This window comes from Superficieibacter electus (genome assembly GCF_002915575.1).
Lineage (GTDB): Bacteria > Pseudomonadota > Gammaproteobacteria > Enterobacterales > Enterobacteriaceae > Superficieibacter > Superficieibacter electus.
Window position 1 is genome coordinate 105,041 of sequence record NZ_PQGD01000015.1, and the last position, 17,210, is coordinate 122,250.

The 17,210-nt window shown below is 52.0% G+C and carries 14 protein-coding genes; 8 read left to right on the forward strand and 6 right to left on the reverse strand.

Annotation, left to right across the window (positions count from 1 at the left end):
- The 4 genes from CHU32_RS18550 to CHU32_RS18565 all read left to right on the forward strand — a co-directional run bounded on the left by CHU32_RS18550 (window position 1) and on the right by CHU32_RS18565 (window position 3,559).
- Window positions 1-804 carry a PTS mannose/fructose/sorbose/N-acetylgalactosamine transporter subunit IIC gene (locus CHU32_RS18550; protein WP_103676797.1) on the forward strand — a complete coding sequence of 268 codons (804 nt, stop codon included), beginning with the start codon at window positions 1-3 and terminating at the stop codon, window positions 802-804.
- On the forward strand, window positions 797-1,639 hold the full coding sequence (locus tag CHU32_RS18555; RefSeq protein ID WP_103676796.1) for a PTS system mannose/fructose/sorbose family transporter subunit IID: 843 nt from the start codon (window positions 797-799) through the stop codon (window positions 1,637-1,639). Before CHU32_RS18550 ends, CHU32_RS18555 begins: the two co-directional genes overlap by 8 nt.
- Window positions 1,640-1,683: 44 nt before the next feature.
- Window positions 1,684-2,649 (forward strand): NAD(P)-dependent oxidoreductase, encoded by a 966-nt coding sequence (locus tag CHU32_RS18560; protein WP_103676795.1) that lies wholly within the window; start codon window positions 1,684-1,686, stop codon window positions 2,647-2,649.
- A gap of 211 nt (window positions 2,650-2,860) precedes the next feature.
- Complete coding sequence (locus CHU32_RS18565; protein ID WP_103676794.1) at window positions 2,861-3,559, forward strand: oligogalacturonate-specific porin KdgM family protein; 699 nt, start codon at window positions 2,861-2,863, stop codon at window positions 3,557-3,559.
- Window positions 3,560-3,597: 38 nt separating this feature from the next.
- On the opposite strand, the gene CHU32_RS18570 is transcribed toward CHU32_RS18565, so the two are convergent.
- The 4 genes from CHU32_RS18570 to fdhD form a co-directional block, all read right to left on the reverse strand.
- On the reverse strand, window positions 3,598-5,109 hold the full coding sequence (locus tag CHU32_RS18570; protein WP_103676793.1) for a glycoside hydrolase family 43 protein: 1,512 nt from the start codon (window positions 5,107-5,109) through the stop codon (window positions 3,598-3,600).
- A 231-nt stretch (window positions 5,110-5,340) separates the two neighbouring features.
- Window positions 5,341-7,647 carry a hypothetical protein gene (locus CHU32_RS18575; protein ID WP_103676792.1) on the reverse strand — a complete coding sequence of 769 codons (2,307 nt, stop codon included), beginning with the start codon at window positions 7,645-7,647 and terminating at the stop codon, window positions 5,341-5,343.
- Window positions 7,648-7,649: 2 nt separating this feature from the next.
- Complete coding sequence (locus tag CHU32_RS18580; RefSeq protein ID WP_103676884.1) at window positions 7,650-9,485, reverse strand: ATP-binding protein; 1,836 nt, start codon at window positions 9,483-9,485, stop codon at window positions 7,650-7,652.
- Between the two features lie 340 nt (window positions 9,486-9,825).
- Window positions 9,826-10,638, reverse strand: coding sequence for a formate dehydrogenase accessory sulfurtransferase FdhD (gene fdhD / locus CHU32_RS18585; RefSeq protein ID WP_103676791.1), 813 nt, complete (start codon window positions 10,636-10,638; stop codon window positions 9,826-9,828).
- Between the two features lie 377 nt (window positions 10,639-11,015).
- Between fdhD and fdnG the strand changes: the two genes are divergently transcribed.
- Genes fdnG through fdhE form a run of 4 tightly spaced genes read left to right on the forward strand, consistent with a single transcriptional unit; the run spans window position 11,016 to window position 16,539 of the window.
- The gene (gene fdnG / locus CHU32_RS18595) at window positions 11,016-14,066 is read left to right on the forward strand and encodes a formate dehydrogenase-N subunit alpha (protein ID WP_103676790.1); all 3,051 of its coding nucleotides are present in this window, start codon (window positions 11,016-11,018) and stop codon (window positions 14,064-14,066) included.
- A 12-nt stretch (window positions 14,067-14,078) separates the two neighbouring features.
- Window positions 14,079-14,981 (forward strand): formate dehydrogenase subunit beta, encoded by a 903-nt coding sequence (gene fdxH / locus CHU32_RS18600; protein WP_103750908.1) that lies wholly within the window; start codon window positions 14,079-14,081, stop codon window positions 14,979-14,981.
- Window positions 14,978-15,613, forward strand: a complete 636-nt coding sequence (gene fdoI / locus CHU32_RS18605; RefSeq protein ID WP_103676788.1) for a formate dehydrogenase cytochrome b556 subunit — start codon at window positions 14,978-14,980, stop codon at window positions 15,611-15,613. The genes fdxH and fdoI overlap by 4 nt, the downstream gene beginning before the upstream one ends.
- The gene (gene fdhE, locus CHU32_RS18610; RefSeq protein WP_103676787.1) at window positions 15,610-16,539 is read left to right on the forward strand and encodes a formate dehydrogenase accessory protein FdhE; all 930 of its coding nucleotides are present in this window, start codon (window positions 15,610-15,612) and stop codon (window positions 16,537-16,539) included. Before fdoI ends, fdhE begins: the two co-directional genes overlap by 4 nt.
- 43 nt (window positions 16,540-16,582) lie before the next feature.
- Here fdhE and CHU32_RS18615 read toward each other — a convergent pair whose 3' ends face one another.
- Both CHU32_RS18615 and CHU32_RS18620 read right to left on the reverse strand, forming a co-directional pair.
- Window positions 16,583-16,957, reverse strand: coding sequence for a type II toxin-antitoxin system VapC family toxin (locus CHU32_RS18615; RefSeq protein WP_103676786.1), 375 nt, complete (start codon window positions 16,955-16,957; stop codon window positions 16,583-16,585).
- Window positions 16,954-17,205: a ribbon-helix-helix domain-containing protein gene (locus CHU32_RS18620; RefSeq protein ID WP_103676785.1), complete on the reverse strand. Its 252-nt coding sequence runs from the start codon at window positions 17,203-17,205 to the stop codon at window positions 16,954-16,956. The genes CHU32_RS18615 and CHU32_RS18620 overlap by 4 nt, the downstream gene beginning before the upstream one ends.
- Window positions 17,206-17,210: the final 5 nt, after the last annotated feature.

Genomic DNA, 17,210 nt, shown 5'->3' on the forward strand with positions numbered 1-17,210 from the left:
ATGTTAACGTCTGCAATTCTTGTTGCTCTGGTGATGTTTTTGGTGAAAACCGCCGATCACACGCTAGGTCAGCCGCTAATAGAACGTCCGTTGATTTGCGGCGCACTGGTAGGGCTGGTGCTGGGTGATGTCCAGCAGGGCATCATTATTGGTGCCACACTGGAGCTTATTTTTCTTGGTACTATCACCATTGGCGGCTCGGTTCCTGCCGATCTCGCGGTGGGGTCGGTGCTGGCAACCGCATTTACTATTCTGACCCATGCTGCGCCTCCGGTTGCCGTTGCGCTGGCATTGCCGATCAGCCTGTTGGCCGTATTTGTCTATCAGGTGCTGAAACTGGTTTATACCGCGCTGGTAGAAAAATATGACGCGCTACTGGAGCAAGGACACGATCGCGCCGCGCTCGGCCTGACGCTGGGAATGACCTTCTTCTATGGTGTCCCTTTCGCCCTGATTGCCTTTTTCGGCATTCTGTTCGGCACTGACGTGATCCGCAGCCTGGTGGAAAGTATTCCCGGCACGGTGATGCGCGGCATGACGGCAGTCGGCGGTATGCTTCCCGCACTGGGATTTGCGATCCTGCTAAAAGCGTTATGGAACCGTAATATTGCCGCCTTCTTCTTCATCGGCTTTGCAATGGCAGCGTATCTGCAACTGCCGATTATGGGCATCGCGATTATCGCAGCCTCCGTTGCGGTCTACCTTTGCTTCAATGAATTTAACCAACTTAAAGCGAATAAACAGGCGACGACAGTAGCAGCACCGGCGTCGGTAGATGATAAGGACGGGTTCTTCAATGACTGATATCCAGATAAAAAATGTCAGTGCGTATAGCGATGACAAAAGCGAGAAAAAACTGTTTCGCCAGCTATTTATCCGTCAGTTTCCTCTGCTCGGGTCGATGAATTTCACCCGGATGGAAGGGTTAAGCTATGGCTGGGCGCTGGCACCGATGCTGAAAAAAATCTACGCTGGCGATCCGCATCGTTATCTTGATGCGTTAAAGCGTAATAGCCAGTTCTTTAATACCAATCAACATCTGGCTCCTTTCATTATGGGGCTGACGCTGTCGATGGAAAAAGAAAATGCGGCCAACCCGAATTTTGATACCTCCAGCATCAACGGTATCAAAGTTGCGCTGATGGGGCCGTTTGCCGGAGTCGGCGACTCCTTTTTTTACGGTGTGCTGCGTATTATTGCTACCGGTATCGCTATAGGCCTGGCCTCACAGGGCAATCCGCTCGGCCCGCTATTATTTCTGCTTATTTATAATATTCCCAGCTACCTGCTGCGCTATTACGGCGGCGTGATGGGCTATCGTCTGGGATCGAAGTACATCGCCGAAGCCACGCAATCCGGCCTGCTTAGCTGTATCACTAAAGCGTCGTCGATCATGGGGTTAATGATGGTTGGCGCGATGAGCGCCAGCATGGTGAAATTTACTACCACCTTTAAGACAACCATTGCCGGACAGCCCTTTGTGCTACAGGAGATCCTCGATAAAATTTGTGTTGGTCTGATCCCACTTTTACTGGTGCTGGGCTGTTTGAAACTGCTGAATAAGAAAGTCAGTCCTAATAAAGTATTAATCCTGCTGATCGTTCTCGGTTTTGCCGCCGCCGGTGTAGGAATTATTTAAACCGTCAGCCCCCTTTGCATAAGGGGGCGCTTTACGGAGTATTTATGAGCTGGCACGCTGCTTTATTTACCTGCCAATCTGAAAAACTTTATCAGGTTTATCAACCATTACATATCAATGAAATTAACGCACGTTGTAACCTGTATCCTGTCCCGATCACACCAGAAAATATCGAAGCTGCATTGCCCGCACTGAAAGATCTGCAAGTCATATTTACTACATGGGGAATGTTTCCGCTTACTGAAACACAACTTGATATGCTGCCTGCCCTGAAAGTTGTGTTTTATGCCGCAGGCGCAACGGACTACTTTTCCGCGCCGTTATTAGCCAGAAAAATAAAAGTAGTCAGCGCCTGGCAGGCAAATGCAATTCCGGTGGCAGAATTTTGCCTGGCGCAAATACTATTGGGTTGCAAAGGATATTTTCGTAATCAGCGGGAATATACCGATCCCTCGTTATTTTCATCGCTGGCGAATCATCATCCAGCGCCAGGAAACTATCAAGAGCGTGTAGCATTAATTGGTGCCGGAGCAATATCTCAGGCGTTGCAGCGTTTGCTCCAGCCTTTTTATCTGGACGTTATTGTCATTCCTTCACGCGAGGAAAAACGCACTCTCTCTTTGGAGCAGGCTTTTGCCAGCGCTTACGTGATCAGTAATCATCTACCCGATCGTCCGGATAATATCGGCATTCTTAACGGAAATTTGTTTCGTCGAATGCGGTCAGGCGCAGTTTTCATAAATACCGGCAGAGGGCGTCAGGTGAATGAAGAGGAACTTATTGAGGTTCTGCTGGAGCGTCCGGATCTCACGGCCTTGCTGGATGTCACCAAACCGGAACCACCAGCGGCAGAGTCACTACTTTATACATTACCCAATGTGCAGCTTACCAGCCATATCGCTGGCGCACTTAATAATGAAACTCGTCGGCTTGCGAATTGCGTACTGGATGAATTTCAACGCTGGTTAAGCGGAAAACCATTACTGTATGATATTTCTGCCAGAATGTGATGATTATCGCAATTAGTGTTTACGCTGATGCTAAAAGAAAGATAAAAATGGCTAAAACGATAGCAGTGTCTAATGAATTTATTACCCTTAAGTTTAACCGCATGTAATTTAAGCACTTTATTTTTTGGCACATCTTTTGCAATTTTATATGACCTGGCGTTTCTTTGAAAAAAATACTGCAAAGAACGCATTACATCTCAAGGGAATAAAAATGAAAAAATTACATGCAATGATTATTGGCTTACCACTGTCCTGTTTTACTCTGAATGCTATGGCTGCGGCAACCTGGATTGATAATCGATACGCACATACTACGGCTGCTGAAAAAAATCAGTATAAAATTGGTTTGGGACACATATTTGATAATGGCGCTGGCGTTCTTGCTTCTGCCATGTATGATTTAGGGCAGGATTTTGACCAAATGAAAAGCTCTTTCCAGGAGTTTGAAGGCTGGTATCCCTTCCCCTTAGATGATAAATGGACCCTGACGCCCGGCGGATTAACCGATATTGATAGTAACGGGACCAAACTGGCACCTTATTTGACGCTGGATTATAAAATTAATAAAGCATTAAGTTTTAGCGGTCGTTATCGTTATAACCATATGACGCATAAAGAACGCGATTACAATGGATATATGGATTATAACGACAGCCATCAATTTGATCTGTATCTTAATTATCAGGCCAGCGAAAAATTGTGGTTGCAACTTAATCCGGAATTTTTCGTGAACACGAATGATTTTAATGCCTCGAACGGGCAGAAAACGCACTGGGAACCGAGTATTGTCGCCCGTTATCGTGTCGATAAACACTGGTTGCCTTATGCAGAAGTCGCCTGGCTCGATCAGGATCAAAATCACGACGACCAGGTGCGCTTCCGGCTGGGTATCCGTTACTATCTTGAGTAAGGTAACAACGGGAAGGGGCAGCCTGACTGCCCCTTGTACTACTGCTGCGTCACGACAAATCTGGAAAACGTGACCTTACCGGTATGTTCTTCATGTTGTCCACGTGCGTAAATTCCCATCCGTGCGCCGATCCATTTCCCTGCGCTGGCAGAAAATGGGGGCGTAACACTCTGCCAGCTATCGCCGGATAGTCGGTACCGGAAAGAAACAAGGCCATCGTAACTAACGCAATATCCCAGCTCGATGTGGGCTATATCGTTAAGTTCCCTGACCGGCAGGACAGCCTCATTAATCGCCCCTCGATCGTCCATCCATCCATGACGAAAACAAAGCGTTATCCCGGTGTCAGTCAGCATTACGCATAAGGCAGCAAAACGCTGACCATAGATCGCAATTCCCCCTTCATCGCCTTGCTGGTAGAACACAGGCTGTACAACAACACGGGCACTAAAACGTTCAGCGGGAAATTTTTGCAACAGCAACTGGGGTAAATAATAAAGGCTAAGATCGGCGGGCGTTGGTATACAACGCAAAGACAGCCCCACGGGGCCTGAAGCAAGCCAGTTATCTTGCGGGTTCGCCTGCCACTGCCACTGTAGCCCGGGCTTGCCCCCGGCAAAATCATCACTATCCTGTAACACGCAAGGCGAAGGGGCTAAAGCGGGTAGCCGGTACGTCTGCACCGGCTGCCCCTTACCATTTTCATCCAGCGGCTTGCCAATATGTGGCCAGCCGTCATTTGCCCAGCGCAGCGGCTGGAGATGGATAATGCGGCCATATACTCCTTTATCCTGAAAATGGATGAATCCGTTTTCACCGTTCGGCAGCTCAACCCATGCGCCCTGATGTGGACCATTGACGGGCGTTGCCCCCTGGTGCAGAACATCACGAAACGCCCAGGGACCGTACAGCGATGTTGCCCGGAATACCGTTTGCCAGCCGCGCTTAACCCCACCTGCCGGAGCGAAAATCCAGTATTCGCCGTTGCGCTTATACAGTTTCGGGCCTTCCAGCGTCGGGTGTGAAGGCGTACCGTCGAAAATAATACGTTCATTATCCAGCAGACGAGAGGCGTCCGGCATCATTTCGACCAGTTGCAGCTTATTTTTAATCCCGCTGCGGCTGAAAGCAAACGCATGGATCAACCACGCTCTGCCGTCATCATCCCAGAAGGGACAAGGATCTATCCATCCCGGCTCTGCTTTCAGGCAACGCGGTTCGCTCCACTTACCCAGCGGATCACGCGCATGCGTCACAAAAATACCGGTATCAGGCAGGCTGTAAAATACCCAAAATTGATCGTTATGAAAGCGGATTGACGGTGCCCAGACCCCTTTTCCCGGCTGCACGGAATCGTATTCCGGCGAGGGGAGAGCGGTAATAATGTGATTCACTATTTTCCAGTGGATGAGGTCGCGGGAGTGAAGCAGTGGCAGACCCGGAAGTTGATGAAAACTGGACGACACCAGCCAGAAATCCTTCCCGGTACGTATGACATCCGGGTCAGCATAATCCGCATGAATGATTGGATTTTGGTAGAGCAATGACATAGTGCAGAGCCTTTGGTTATTGACTAAACATATCAATGCAATACCTGGTCCACCTCTATAAATAGCTTTATTAACAGTTTGTTATGATAACTACCAGACACAAATAAAAATTTTAGACGCTAATTCAGGTTCCCCGGGAAACAGAGTTGAGTCAGGTATAAATATTATTCAGGGCTAAGACTACCACTATTTTCGGTAAGCTCAGCCCTGACCCGCGGTCATCCGCAATCGCTACATCCCATAACGCTCCGCAATGGCGCGATGCTTGTCTTCATTTGCGCCAGCGGCCCGCGCCAGTCCCCACCAGCACAGGGGATGTTCCCAGTCTGCGGTTAAACGGTCGAGAGTTTTATCGATATCTACTTTCGCCACCGACTGCGGCACGCTGATGACAAAATAGAAGCCCGGCAGCGGCTCTGCATCTTCACTCTGCCGGCTATCCGTTAGCGTGTAATCTTCCGGGCTATTACTCCAGTAATGCCACTGCAATTCATTTAATGCCTCGCGGAACGCGGTGTACTGTGCTTCCTCTGGCATAACGCCATCGCAGAACCAGGACTCACCATAGGTGGTGGGGATTATTGTCCTTAACACATTGTAAAGCGGCATGAAATTCTTCCGCTCTTCCTCATCTTCCGGTGGTCTGTTCAGGAGTTCAGCGTCAAACACCACGATTTCGTCAACATGCTGTGGAAGATCGGTGCGGTAAGCAGGTTCAATGACTCGGGCGGTTACCGGCCCGATGCGCTGGGCATAATAGTAACGGCTCTCATAGTTTTCACGGTAATGCAGGCGGATAATGCCCAGATTATCATCAATAAATCCTTCGCCTTCGGTGAGCGGCATATCAAGCTCTGCCGCCGTTTGGCGGACGATATCCCAGCGCTGCAACGTACTGGCGGCGGCCATGATATCCCATTGGGTGTTGCGGGTATCCTGCTCACGCCGGGCCTGTAAGGCCAGAAGCTGTTGTAAATACTCAAGCTGCCGGTCAAACGCTGACTGCTTTTGTGCTGCCCAGGCATTTAATTGATACACGCCCGGCCATTCGCGGGCAAGCTCATGCTGGAGTAATTGCTGGCCCAGTGCTTCCAGTCCAGCCCAGTCGCCTTGTTGATTGAGTACCCGGGAACGGAACCATAACGCCATATGTTCTACGCCAGCGTCTTCATAGCGACGCGCCAGCTGTTCAATCGCCTCAACATCACCCTTAGCGACCAGCAAATCAAGCAACTGGAAGCACAACGCTTCGTCATCCTGTAAATGCCGCTCAACATAATGATGCAGAACCTCAATCGCTTCATCCCTGGCATAACAGGCGTTCAGGGCGTCAGCCAGTTTACCGGCCAGTTCCGCATTATCAGGTTCTTGCAGGAATGCACGTCGATAGGTTTCGACATCTTTTTCCGGATCGGCGGGCACTTCTTCAGCACTATTTTCCATGGCGGTGACCGGAGGGCTGGCAAGCAATTCGGCTTCCTTCGCCGCAATTTTTTCGCTGAGTTCAAGGAATTCAACATCCACACCCAGCAAGGCGCGTAATTTGGGAATGTGCCGCTGCGCCAGTTTCAACGCTGATTTTGCTATCCAGACGGACTCACGCGCCAGCGCCAGCGTGATTTGCAGCTTAGCCAGTTCGACGACCTTGCGATGCGCGCCAACCTGCGAGCGTTGTTCCAGTATTTGCTGAATCACTCTCGCCAGTTGCCAGGTATTGCGATCGGGATGACGCGGCAGTAATACGCCAATAATATCAAGCCACTGATCCCAGCCGTATGGCGTAATATCCGACAATGAAGGAAGCTGCTCCCAGACCTCATCGTCTTGTCCCGAGAGCGCCAGAATATACAGTTTCTTTAAGAGATAGCTGACGCGATCGCGCGCCCAGTAATCATTTTCTTCGCCAAGTTCTTCAACCAGGGCTTTTGCTTCATCGTAACGCTGTAGCGCAATCAGTATATCAATCCGCGTCGCTAATAACGGCTCAACATTTTCCTCTCCGGATGCACGAACGGCGGCAATTTGTTTATCCAGATACGCCAGCGCCTGCTCATTTTTTTGCGTATCCATTAATGCGCTGGCGTATTCGGTGGATAAACATTGAAAGCAGCTCCAGGTCGGGTCGATGCGGCCCATCGTCTCCTCGCAAACCGCCATACGTTCCGCCGCCCACCCCGGGCCATCAATGTTTTCATAACAGGCGGACAGATCCTGGGTCACGCATACCGATTGTGGGCAGCCCACGGCGTCTTCGCGATGCGCTTTTTCGAATAATGCAACGACATCCGGCAACACCTTTTCACCTTCACTATAGTTCGTCAGGCGATGACGTAGCTCCCAGTGGCCAATAAATATCTCCAGCCAGGGGTTTTTCGCAGTCTGATTAAGCGCCTTCACTTCCGGCAATAATGCGTCGGCTTTCTCCATTTGCAGGTGCAGTACGCTATCGGAGAAATCTTCAATCAGCTGGGGAATATACCCTTGTCCGGCATCGCTCAATTCTTTACTGTATTTGTTGTACCATTCCCATGTATCCATTTTTATTCTCCGTTATTAATTAATGTGGGTATTACCTGAGTAAAATCGTCGAGAGCCTGGTGGAGATCCCACTGCTGATGCTTATTACCGCCAGCACAAAGTATGACCTTCAATGACTTTAATACTTTTAACGCTGCAATCGGTTGGCGCTGATGCTGCAATGCAGCGACGAGTTGCATAACGCAGGGGTTATTTAAATTAAGGTACAGGCTCGACGTTTTGGTTTGTTTGATTTGCGACGTAAACTGCCGCGCAAGCATTAATGCTGCGGTGCTCATGCGCTTATCGGCATCATCCTGCTCAAGGATTTGTTTGAGTTCCGCCTCCCGATCCAGTGTCACTACTAACGGCAGCACGGCAGGTTCAAAGCGGGAAATGATAAGCTGCTCGCCATCGCAGAGATGCGTTTCCAGATAAGTAACCTGTTCGTCGGGTAAATCAGCAAGGCTAAAAAGCTGTTCATTGCCCGTACGCGTTCCCACCTCTATGATCCGACAGTGGTAAGTTGATGCCCAGCGACGCAGAAAAGGCACAACCGCATAGCGATCGCCTCTGGCAACAGGACGCTGCAATATATGAAATAGCATCTCCTCAAAGCCGCCGTCCTGGCTTAACAGGATATTGATGCTGTTATTCACCCTTAAGTCTTTAGCCAGCAGTGCACCTTTGGACGTGGGTACCTGTAGCCTGTCTTTCAGCAAGTCGAACAGACGGTCGTCACACAACGCGGCTCCCAACAATGCCTCATTATGGCGTAACAGTACACGCCGCCAGAGTTCCGGCTGGTTTTGTGCTAAATCAGATAACCCGGCAATGAGCGACTCGGTTAATGCGTCCCGCACGGCATGCCAGATTTCATCTCGTTGCAGATCTTCACGGCTTGCTGTTGGCGTCAGGGTTGATGATTCAATCACTCCGCCAATAAAACCCGCCCAGGGAGGCAGCAACTCGCGCGCTTCGTCATCCAGCAACATACCTCGTAAAAAAAGTGATAAATTGCGGTTATCGCTGGTGCCATAGGTCGCACCGTCCTGAATCCACAGAATCCCTACCGCATCGCTTGAACCCAGAGGCGTCACTGGCATGGTACAAATGGGTTCAAAAGACGATTCAAATTGCGCCGCAAAGGCCAGATTTTTACGCTGTACCAGTGCCCGGTGTAGCGTTACGCCTTCCGGTGCAGCGTCGCGCCAGGGCGGCAGGAGTTTATTGACGGGTTCAGACGCATCGCCGACATAGACCGGTTCGTGAAGCAGGATGCAGTAACGTGAGAGCACGCGTTCCAGCAGCGTATTACTGGCAAGGTGGCTATATTCATCTTTCAGCTTGAGTATCACCCGGGTACCCGGCGCGGTGGCCTCGCAGGGGGTGACGGAATAACGCTGCCCGTCAGTGGAATGGTATTTCCAGCCCTGCTCAGGCGTTTGCCACGAGGTCGTTATTACGCTGACGTCTTTCGCCAGCACAAAGGCGGATAAAAAACCGAGGCCAAACATGCCGATTAACCCGGTATCATCATCCTGCTGACGCAGCATACGCGTATAGCCTACGCCAACCGTAGCTAAAAAACCGTGAATTTCACTTTCGGTTAACCCGGCTCCGGTGTCAGAGATGGTAATGATAGAGTGCGCGACATCCGCCGTAACGCGGATCTGATTATCCTGCGGCGCGTTCGGCTGCTCTATACGCCTGCGGACGATGGCATCGTGCCCGTTCTGAACCAGCTCACGCACGGCAACAATGGGCGTAGAATAAAGATGTTTACTTAATACTTCTATCAAGCCGTTTAGGTTAACTTCCGTAGAAAAACAATCACTTCCTGGTTGCAACGCTCTCATTTCTTCAACACCCATGCTCCCTCTCTCGCTATTGAAAAATAGCGTCATGGTTCATTTTGTAATTTGTATTGTTTACATAATATTGCTGAATAGCTCTGAGTGTAGATACTCCTGGTTATAGGCATTGACATCAAAAACTCACGATATAAATATATATTTATCATATCGAATCAGTCGCAATGGAAATAATTCAGAATAGCTACAAGTAGTATGAGATTATGAAGTAGACTTTTGTAAAAGCAAATACTTAGCGTTATAAAGGTCTGATATCGTATTCAGTAGTATGCAGTGAGCAAAAGCTGGCAGCCATAGCCCTTTATGAGAAGGTTGCATAGAATATTCACCCAACGATCAGTCGCTGCGGATGCGTATAAATCGTCGCCCTACCCGGCTTGCAAAACCCGACCAGCGTCAGATTACAACGTTCCGCCACCTCTACTGCCAGCGTCGTGGCTGCCGACACGGCAAACAGGATCTCCACACCGCACATTGCTGACTTTTGTACCATTTCATAGCTGGCGCGGCTGGACACCAGCACCGCGCCCTGCTGCCAGGCATTCCCTTCAGTCGCGCGGCGGCCAAGCAGTTTATCCAGCGCCACATGACGACCTACGTCTTCATGTCCCCCCGCCAGCTCGCCGGAAGGAAGCATCCAGGCGGCGGCATGGGTACAGCCTGTCAGCTGGCCGATGGGCTGGAAGTTGCGCAGTTGCGCCAGCCCACGATCGAGATCGGTCAGGGAAAACGTCTGCGTAAAGGATAAAGGCGCGACGGGCTTGCCGATATCGTTAAGCTGTTCAACGCCGCAAACCCCGCAACCGGTGCGTCCAGCCAGCGCGCGACGGCGTTCTTTTAGACCCATAAAACGGCGGCTGGACAGCTCAATTTGCACTTCCAGGCCATTGCATGCCTGCACCACGTCCAGCCCAAAGATTTCGCTTTGGTTTTCTATAATCCCTTCGGATAACGAAAAACCGACGGCAAAGTGCTCAAGATCCTTCGGAGAGGCCATCATCACCACATGCGAGATGCCGTTATAAACCAGGGCAACCGGAACCTCTTCTGCCAGACTATCCGGTACAGCAACGCGCGTATTGTCACGAGACCAGATAAGGCGAGAAGCCGCACCGGCGGTAAGAAGAGGCTGGGACATGGTGTTTCCTGAAAGTAGTCGCAAGAACAAGGTTATTTCAGCACGGTTAACCGCCGGGAGCAAACGCTGTGCCGAAAGCGGAGTTGTTCTACGTCAATGCCATCGTTAGATAGAAGACTCGCAGCGCTATATAAATTGATTCATATCACTATGCACATTTAGACAGGGCTATTTTTTGGCAAAAAATGTGCGCAACGCAACATTGTGGGTTCCTGATATATACATAAATGAAACAATCAGGGTAAATATGATATTCTTAGCAGGGTTATTAACTGGCGGGTTATCGTAAATCAATACCTCAGAAGCGGTAAGGTCCGCAGATGACCGGCCAGCAGATCATAATTATTGATGAGCAATGTCGAAACAAGGAGCAAACCATGCAGGTCAGCAGAAGGCAGTTCTTTAAGATCTGCGCTGGCGGTATGGCAGGCACAACGGCAGCGGCGCTGGGTTTTGCCCCGGGCGTAGCGCTGGCGGAAACGCGGCAGTACAAACTGTTGCGTACCCGCGAAACCCGTAACACTTGCACATACTGCTCCGTCGGCTGTGGGCTATTAATGTATAGCCTCGGCGACGGTGCGAAGAATGCCAAAGCATCCATTTTCCATATCGAAGGGGACCCGGACCATCCGGTAAACCGTGGTGCACTGTGCCCGAAAGGGGCCGGCCTCATCGATTTCATCCACTCTGACAGCCGCCTGAAGTATCCGGAATATCGCGCACCAGGGTCGGATAAATGGCAGCGCATTAGCTGGGAAGAGGCGTTTGATCGCATCGCTAAGCTGATGAAAGAAGACCGCGACGCCAATTTCATCGCGCAGAATGCTGAAGGCACCACCGTCAACCGCTGGCTGTCCACCGGGATGCTGTGCGCCTCCGCTTCCAGTAACGAAACCGGCTATTTAACGCAAAAATTTACCCGCGCACTCGGCATGTTAGCCGTCGATAACCAGGCGCGTGTCTGACACGGACCAACGGTAGCAAGTCTTGCTCCAACATTTGGTCGCGGTGCGATGACCAACCACTGGGTCGACATGAAGAACGCCAACCTTATCGTAGTGATGGGGGGGAACGCGGCAGAAGCGCATCCGGTAGGGTTCCGCTGGGCGATGGAAGCCAAGATCCACAATGGCGCGAAGCTGATTGTTATCGATCCTCGCTTTACGCGTACTGCCTCGGTCGCTGATTTCTACGCGCCGATTCGTTCAGGTACTGACATTGCTTTCCTGTCAGGCGTTATGCTGTACCTGCTAAACAACGAAAAATACAACCGCGAATACACCGAAGCCTATACCAACGCCAGCTTGATCGTGCGTGAAGATTTTGGCTTTGATGATGGCCTGTTCACCGGTTATGACCCGGAAAAACGCAAGTACGATAAAGAAAGCTGGAACTATGAGCTGGATGAGCGCGGCTTTGCCAAACGGGACACCACGCTGCAACACCCGCGCTGCGTGTGGAACCTGCTGAAAAAGCATATTGCCCGCTACACGCCGGACGTGGTTGAAAACATTTGTGGTACGCCGCAGGCAGATTTCCTGAAAGTATGCGAGTACATCGCAGAGACCAGCGCGCATGATAAAACCGCGTCGTTCCTGTATGCGCTCGGCTGGACCCAGCACTCGGTGGGTGCGCAAAACATCCGTACGATGGCGATGATCCAGCTGCTGCTTGGCAATATGGGCATGGCTGGCGGCGGCGTAAACGCCCTGCGCGGTCACTCCAACATCCAGGGCCTGACCGACCTCGGTCTGCTGTCGCAAAGCCTGCCGGGCTATATGACGCTGCCGAATGACAAGCAGGACACGCTGGAAACCTACTTTGCCGGTAACACCACCAAACCGTTGCAGGAAAACCAGGTTAACTACTGGAGCAACTACCCGAAATTCTTCGTCTCGATGATGAAGGCGTTTTACGGGGATAAAGCGACGGCTGAAAACGACTGGGGCTTTGAGTGGCTGCCGAAATGGGATAAAGCCTACGACGTACTTCAGTACTTCGACATGATGGCCAAAGGTCAGGTGAATGGTTATCTCTGCCAGGGCTTTAACCCGGTAGCATCGTTCCCGAACAAGAATAAAGTGGTTTCGTCACTGTCGAAACTGAAGTTCCTGGTGACCATCGATCCGCTCAATACCGAAACGTCTACCTTCTGGCAGAACCACGGTGAGTCGAACGATGTCGATCCGTCGAAAATTCAGACCGAAGTTTTCCGTCTGCCGTCCACCTGCTTTGCCGAAGAAAACGGATCTATTGTCAACTCCGGTCGCTGGCTGCAATGGCACTGGAAGGGTCAGGACGCGCCGGGTGAAGCACTGAACGATGGTGAAATCCTGGCGGGCATCTTCCTGCGTTTGCGTAAGATGTATGCTGCCGAGGGCGGCGCGCTGCCGGAACAGGTGCTGAATATGAGCTGGAACTACCTGACGCCGGAGAATCCGTCTGCGGAAGAAGTGGCGATGGAGAGCAACGGTAAAGCACTGGAAGATATCGTTGATCCGACCACCGGTCTGCTACTGGCGAAAAAAGGTAATCAGCTGGCGTCATTTGCCCATCTGCGCGATGACGGCACCACCTCCAGCGGCTGCTGGATCTTTGCTGGTAGCTGGACGCCGGACGGCAACCAGATGGCCCGCCGCGACAATGCCGATCCGTCCGGACTGGGTAATACGCTGGGCTGGGCCTGGGCATGGCCGCTGAACCGCCGCATCCTGTATAACCGCGCCTCTGCCGATCCGCAGGGTAAACCGTGGGACCCGAAACGCCAGCTTATCTCTTATGGCAACGGCAAATGGGCCGGGGCAGATATTCCGGACTACAACACTGCGCCTCCGGGCAGCGATGTCGGGCCGTTTATCATGCTGCAGGAAGGCGTAGGTCGTCTGTTTGCGACTGATAAGATGGCTGAAGGTCCGTTCCCGGAACACTATGAGCCGTTTGAAACGCCGCTGGGCACCAACCCGCTACACCCGAACGTGATCTCCAACCCGGCAGCCCGCGTCTTTAAAGACGATATGGATGCCATGGGGAAAGCGGATAAGTTCCCGTATGTGGGGACCACTTACCGCCTGACGGAGCACTTCCACTACTGGACCAAGCACGCGCTGTTGAACTCCATCGCGCAGCCGGAGCAATTTGTGGAGATCGGCGAGAAGCTGGCGAACAAGCTCGGCATCGCGCAGGGTGATACGGTGAAAGTCTCCTCTAATCGTGGCTATATCAAAGCGAAGGCAGTGGTGACCAAACGTATCCGCACGCTGAAGGTGAATAATCAGGATGTCGATACCATCGGTATTCCGATCCACTGGGGCTATGAGGGTGTGGCGAAAAAAGGCTTTATCGCCAACACGTTAACGCCGGTTGTCGGTGATGCGAACACCCAGACGCCGGAGTTTAAGGCGTTCCTGGTGAACGTGGAAAAGGTGTAACGGAGACGACTTATGGCTTATCAATCGCAAGACATTATCCGTCGTTCCGCGACTAACGGTTTCACTCCCGCGCCACAGGCGCGGGATCACCAGCAAGAGGTGGCGAAGCTTATCGACGTCACCACCTGCATCGGCTGTAAAGCCTGTCAGGTGGCATGTTCGGAGTGGAACGACCTTCGTGACGAGGTGGGACACAACGTCGGCGTCTATGACAACCCGGCGGATCTTACCGCGAAGTCGTGGACGGTGATGCGCTTTTCTGAAGTGGAGCAGAACGACAAACTGGAGTGGCTGATCCGCAAGGACGGCTGTATGCACTGCGCCGATCCAGGCTGTCTGAAAGCATGTCCGTCAGAAGGGGCTATCATTCAGTATGCCAACGGGATTGTCGACTTCCAGTCTGAACAATGCATCGGCTGCGGCTACTGCATCGCAGGCTGCCCGTTCGACGTCCCACGCCTGAACCCGGAAGATAACCGCGTCTACAAATGCACCCTGTGTGTGGATCGCGTGGTTGTCGGTCAGGAACCGGCGTGCGTGAAAACCTGCCCGACCGGCGCTATCCACTTTGGCTCCAAAGAGGATATGAAGACGCTGGCAGGCGAGCGCGTCAACGAGCTGAAAACCCGTGGTTATGATAACGCGGGCCTGTACGATCCGGCGGGCGTTGGCGGTACGCACGTGATGTACGTGCTGCATCATGCCGACAAGCCGACGCTGTATCACGGCCTGCCGGAGAACCCGGAAATCAGCCAGACCGTGAAGTTCTGGAAAGGCATCTGGAAACCGCTTGCGGCGGTCGGCTTTGCGGCGCCCTTCGCCGCCAGTATCTTCCACTACGTCGGTGTCGGCCCGAACCGCGCAGAAGAAGATGAAGACAATCTGCACGAAGAGAAAGACGAGGTGCGCAAATGAAAAGACGTGACACCATCGTGCGCTACACGGCACCGGAACGCATCAACCACTGGGTCACCGCCTTCTGCTTCATCCTGGCGGCGGTGAGCGGGCTGGGATTTTTCTTCCCGTCCTTTAACTGGCTGATGCATATTCTGGGTACGCCGCAGCTGGCGCGCATTCTGCATCCGTTCGTCGGTGTGGTGATGTTCGCCTCCTTCATCATCATGTTTTTCCGCTACTGGCATCACAATCTAATCAATCGGGATGATATCTTTTGGGCGAAGAATATTCGTAAGATCGTCGTCAACGAGGAAGTGGGCGATACCGGACGCTATAACTTCGGTCAGAAATGCGTTTTCTGGGCGGCGATTATTCTGCTGGTGCTGTTGCTGGCGAGTGGCGTGGTCATCTGGCGTCCGTACTTTGCGCCGGCTTTCTCAATCCCGGTGATCCGATTTGCGTTAATGCTGCATTCATTTGCGGCAGTGGCGTTAATTGTGGTTATCATGGTGCATATTTACGCCGCCCTGTGGGTAAAAGGCACCATTACCGCGATGGTGGAAGGCTGGGTAACCAAAACGTGGGCGAGGAAGCATCACCCACGCTGGTACCGGGAAGTCCGCCAGAAAGAGGAAAAGTCATCTGAATGAGTATTCGCATAATCCCGCAAGATGAGCTGGGTTCAGGCGAGAAACGCACGGCGGAGACAATTCCGCCGTTATTGTTCCCCAGACTCAAAAATGTGTACAACCGCCGCGCTGAACGCCTGCGCGAGCTGGCCGAGAATAACCCGCTGGGCGACTACCTGCGCTTTGCCGCGCTGATCGCCCACGCCCAGGAAGTGGTGCTCTACGACCATCCACTTGAGATGGATCTGACTGCCCGCATCAAAGAAGCCGCCTCGCAGGGCAAGCCGCCGCTGGATATTCATGTCCTGCCGCGCGACAAGCACTGGCATAAGCTGCTGCATTCGCTGATTGCCGAGCTGAAGCCGGAGATGAGCGGACCCGCGCTGGCGGTGATTGAGAACCTGGAAAAATCGTCGGAACAGGAACTGGAGCTGATGGCGAGCGCGCTGTTTGCAGCGGATTTTGCGTCAGTGAGCAGTGATAAAGCGCCGTTTATCTGGGCTGCGCTGTCGCTGTACTGGGCGCAAATGGCGAGCCTGATCCCCGGCAAAGCGCGTGCCGAATACGGTGAGCAGCGCCAGTTCTGCCCGGTGTGTGGTTCAATGCCGGTTTCCAGCATCGTGCAAATCGGCACCACCCAGGGCCTGCGTTACCTGCACTGCAACCTGTGTGAAACCGAATGGCACGTGGTGCGCATCAAATGCAGCAACTGTGAACAGACCCGCGATTTGCACTACTGGTCGCTGGACAACGAGCAGGCGGCGGTAAAAGCCGAAAGCTGCGGCGACTGCGGTACTTACCTGAAGATTTTGTATCAGGAAAAAGACCCGAATGTGGAGCCGGTAGCCGACGATCTGGCAACGCTGGTGCTGGATGCGCGCATGGAGCAGGAAGGCTTTGCCAGAAGCTCGATTAACCCGTTTTTATTTCCGGGTGAAGGGGAATAGGTAATACGTCGGGTAGCGCTTGCGCCTGCCCGGCGTTTTTTTGTCAAAACTGATAAGGCGTTACGACACCAGGTATGCCTGCGAAATCCTTTGTATTTCTCGTGACCATCTCATAGCGATAATGCTGAGCCGTGGCGAGAATGATAGCATCAGGCAGTTTTAAGCCGAACTCTTGCCTGAGATTTACGCTCCGTTCCGCAATATCCTGCGATATACCAATGGTATTAAAAGCGCTCAATGCCATACGCGTTTGATGTTCCTGATGGTATTTTTTCGCCCCGACCATCACTTCCATCCAGGTAACGAGACTAATAGCATGCTGTGGAAGATAAGCGTCAAGCGCTGACATTGCCTCGCGATGACCATTAAACAGATCGATCAGGATATTGGTATCAAAAAGCGCCTTTCCTTTCATCACTCCCACTCCTCACGTAGCGCTCGCTCAAATTCGACGCCATCTTCTTCACAGCCCTGCCACAGTCCAAGCGCATTAGCGATGGCTGCTTTAGCCTGATTCTGCCTTTCAAGGTATTCTTCAACCGCTTCACGTAGCAACTCAGCTCGAGGAAGGCCGCGCTGGTGCTTAAGATCATCAAGCCGTTTGATGACGTCATCCGATAAATCAAGAAGTATTCTGCCCATATCGATACCTGCCACCATGCTCATATATA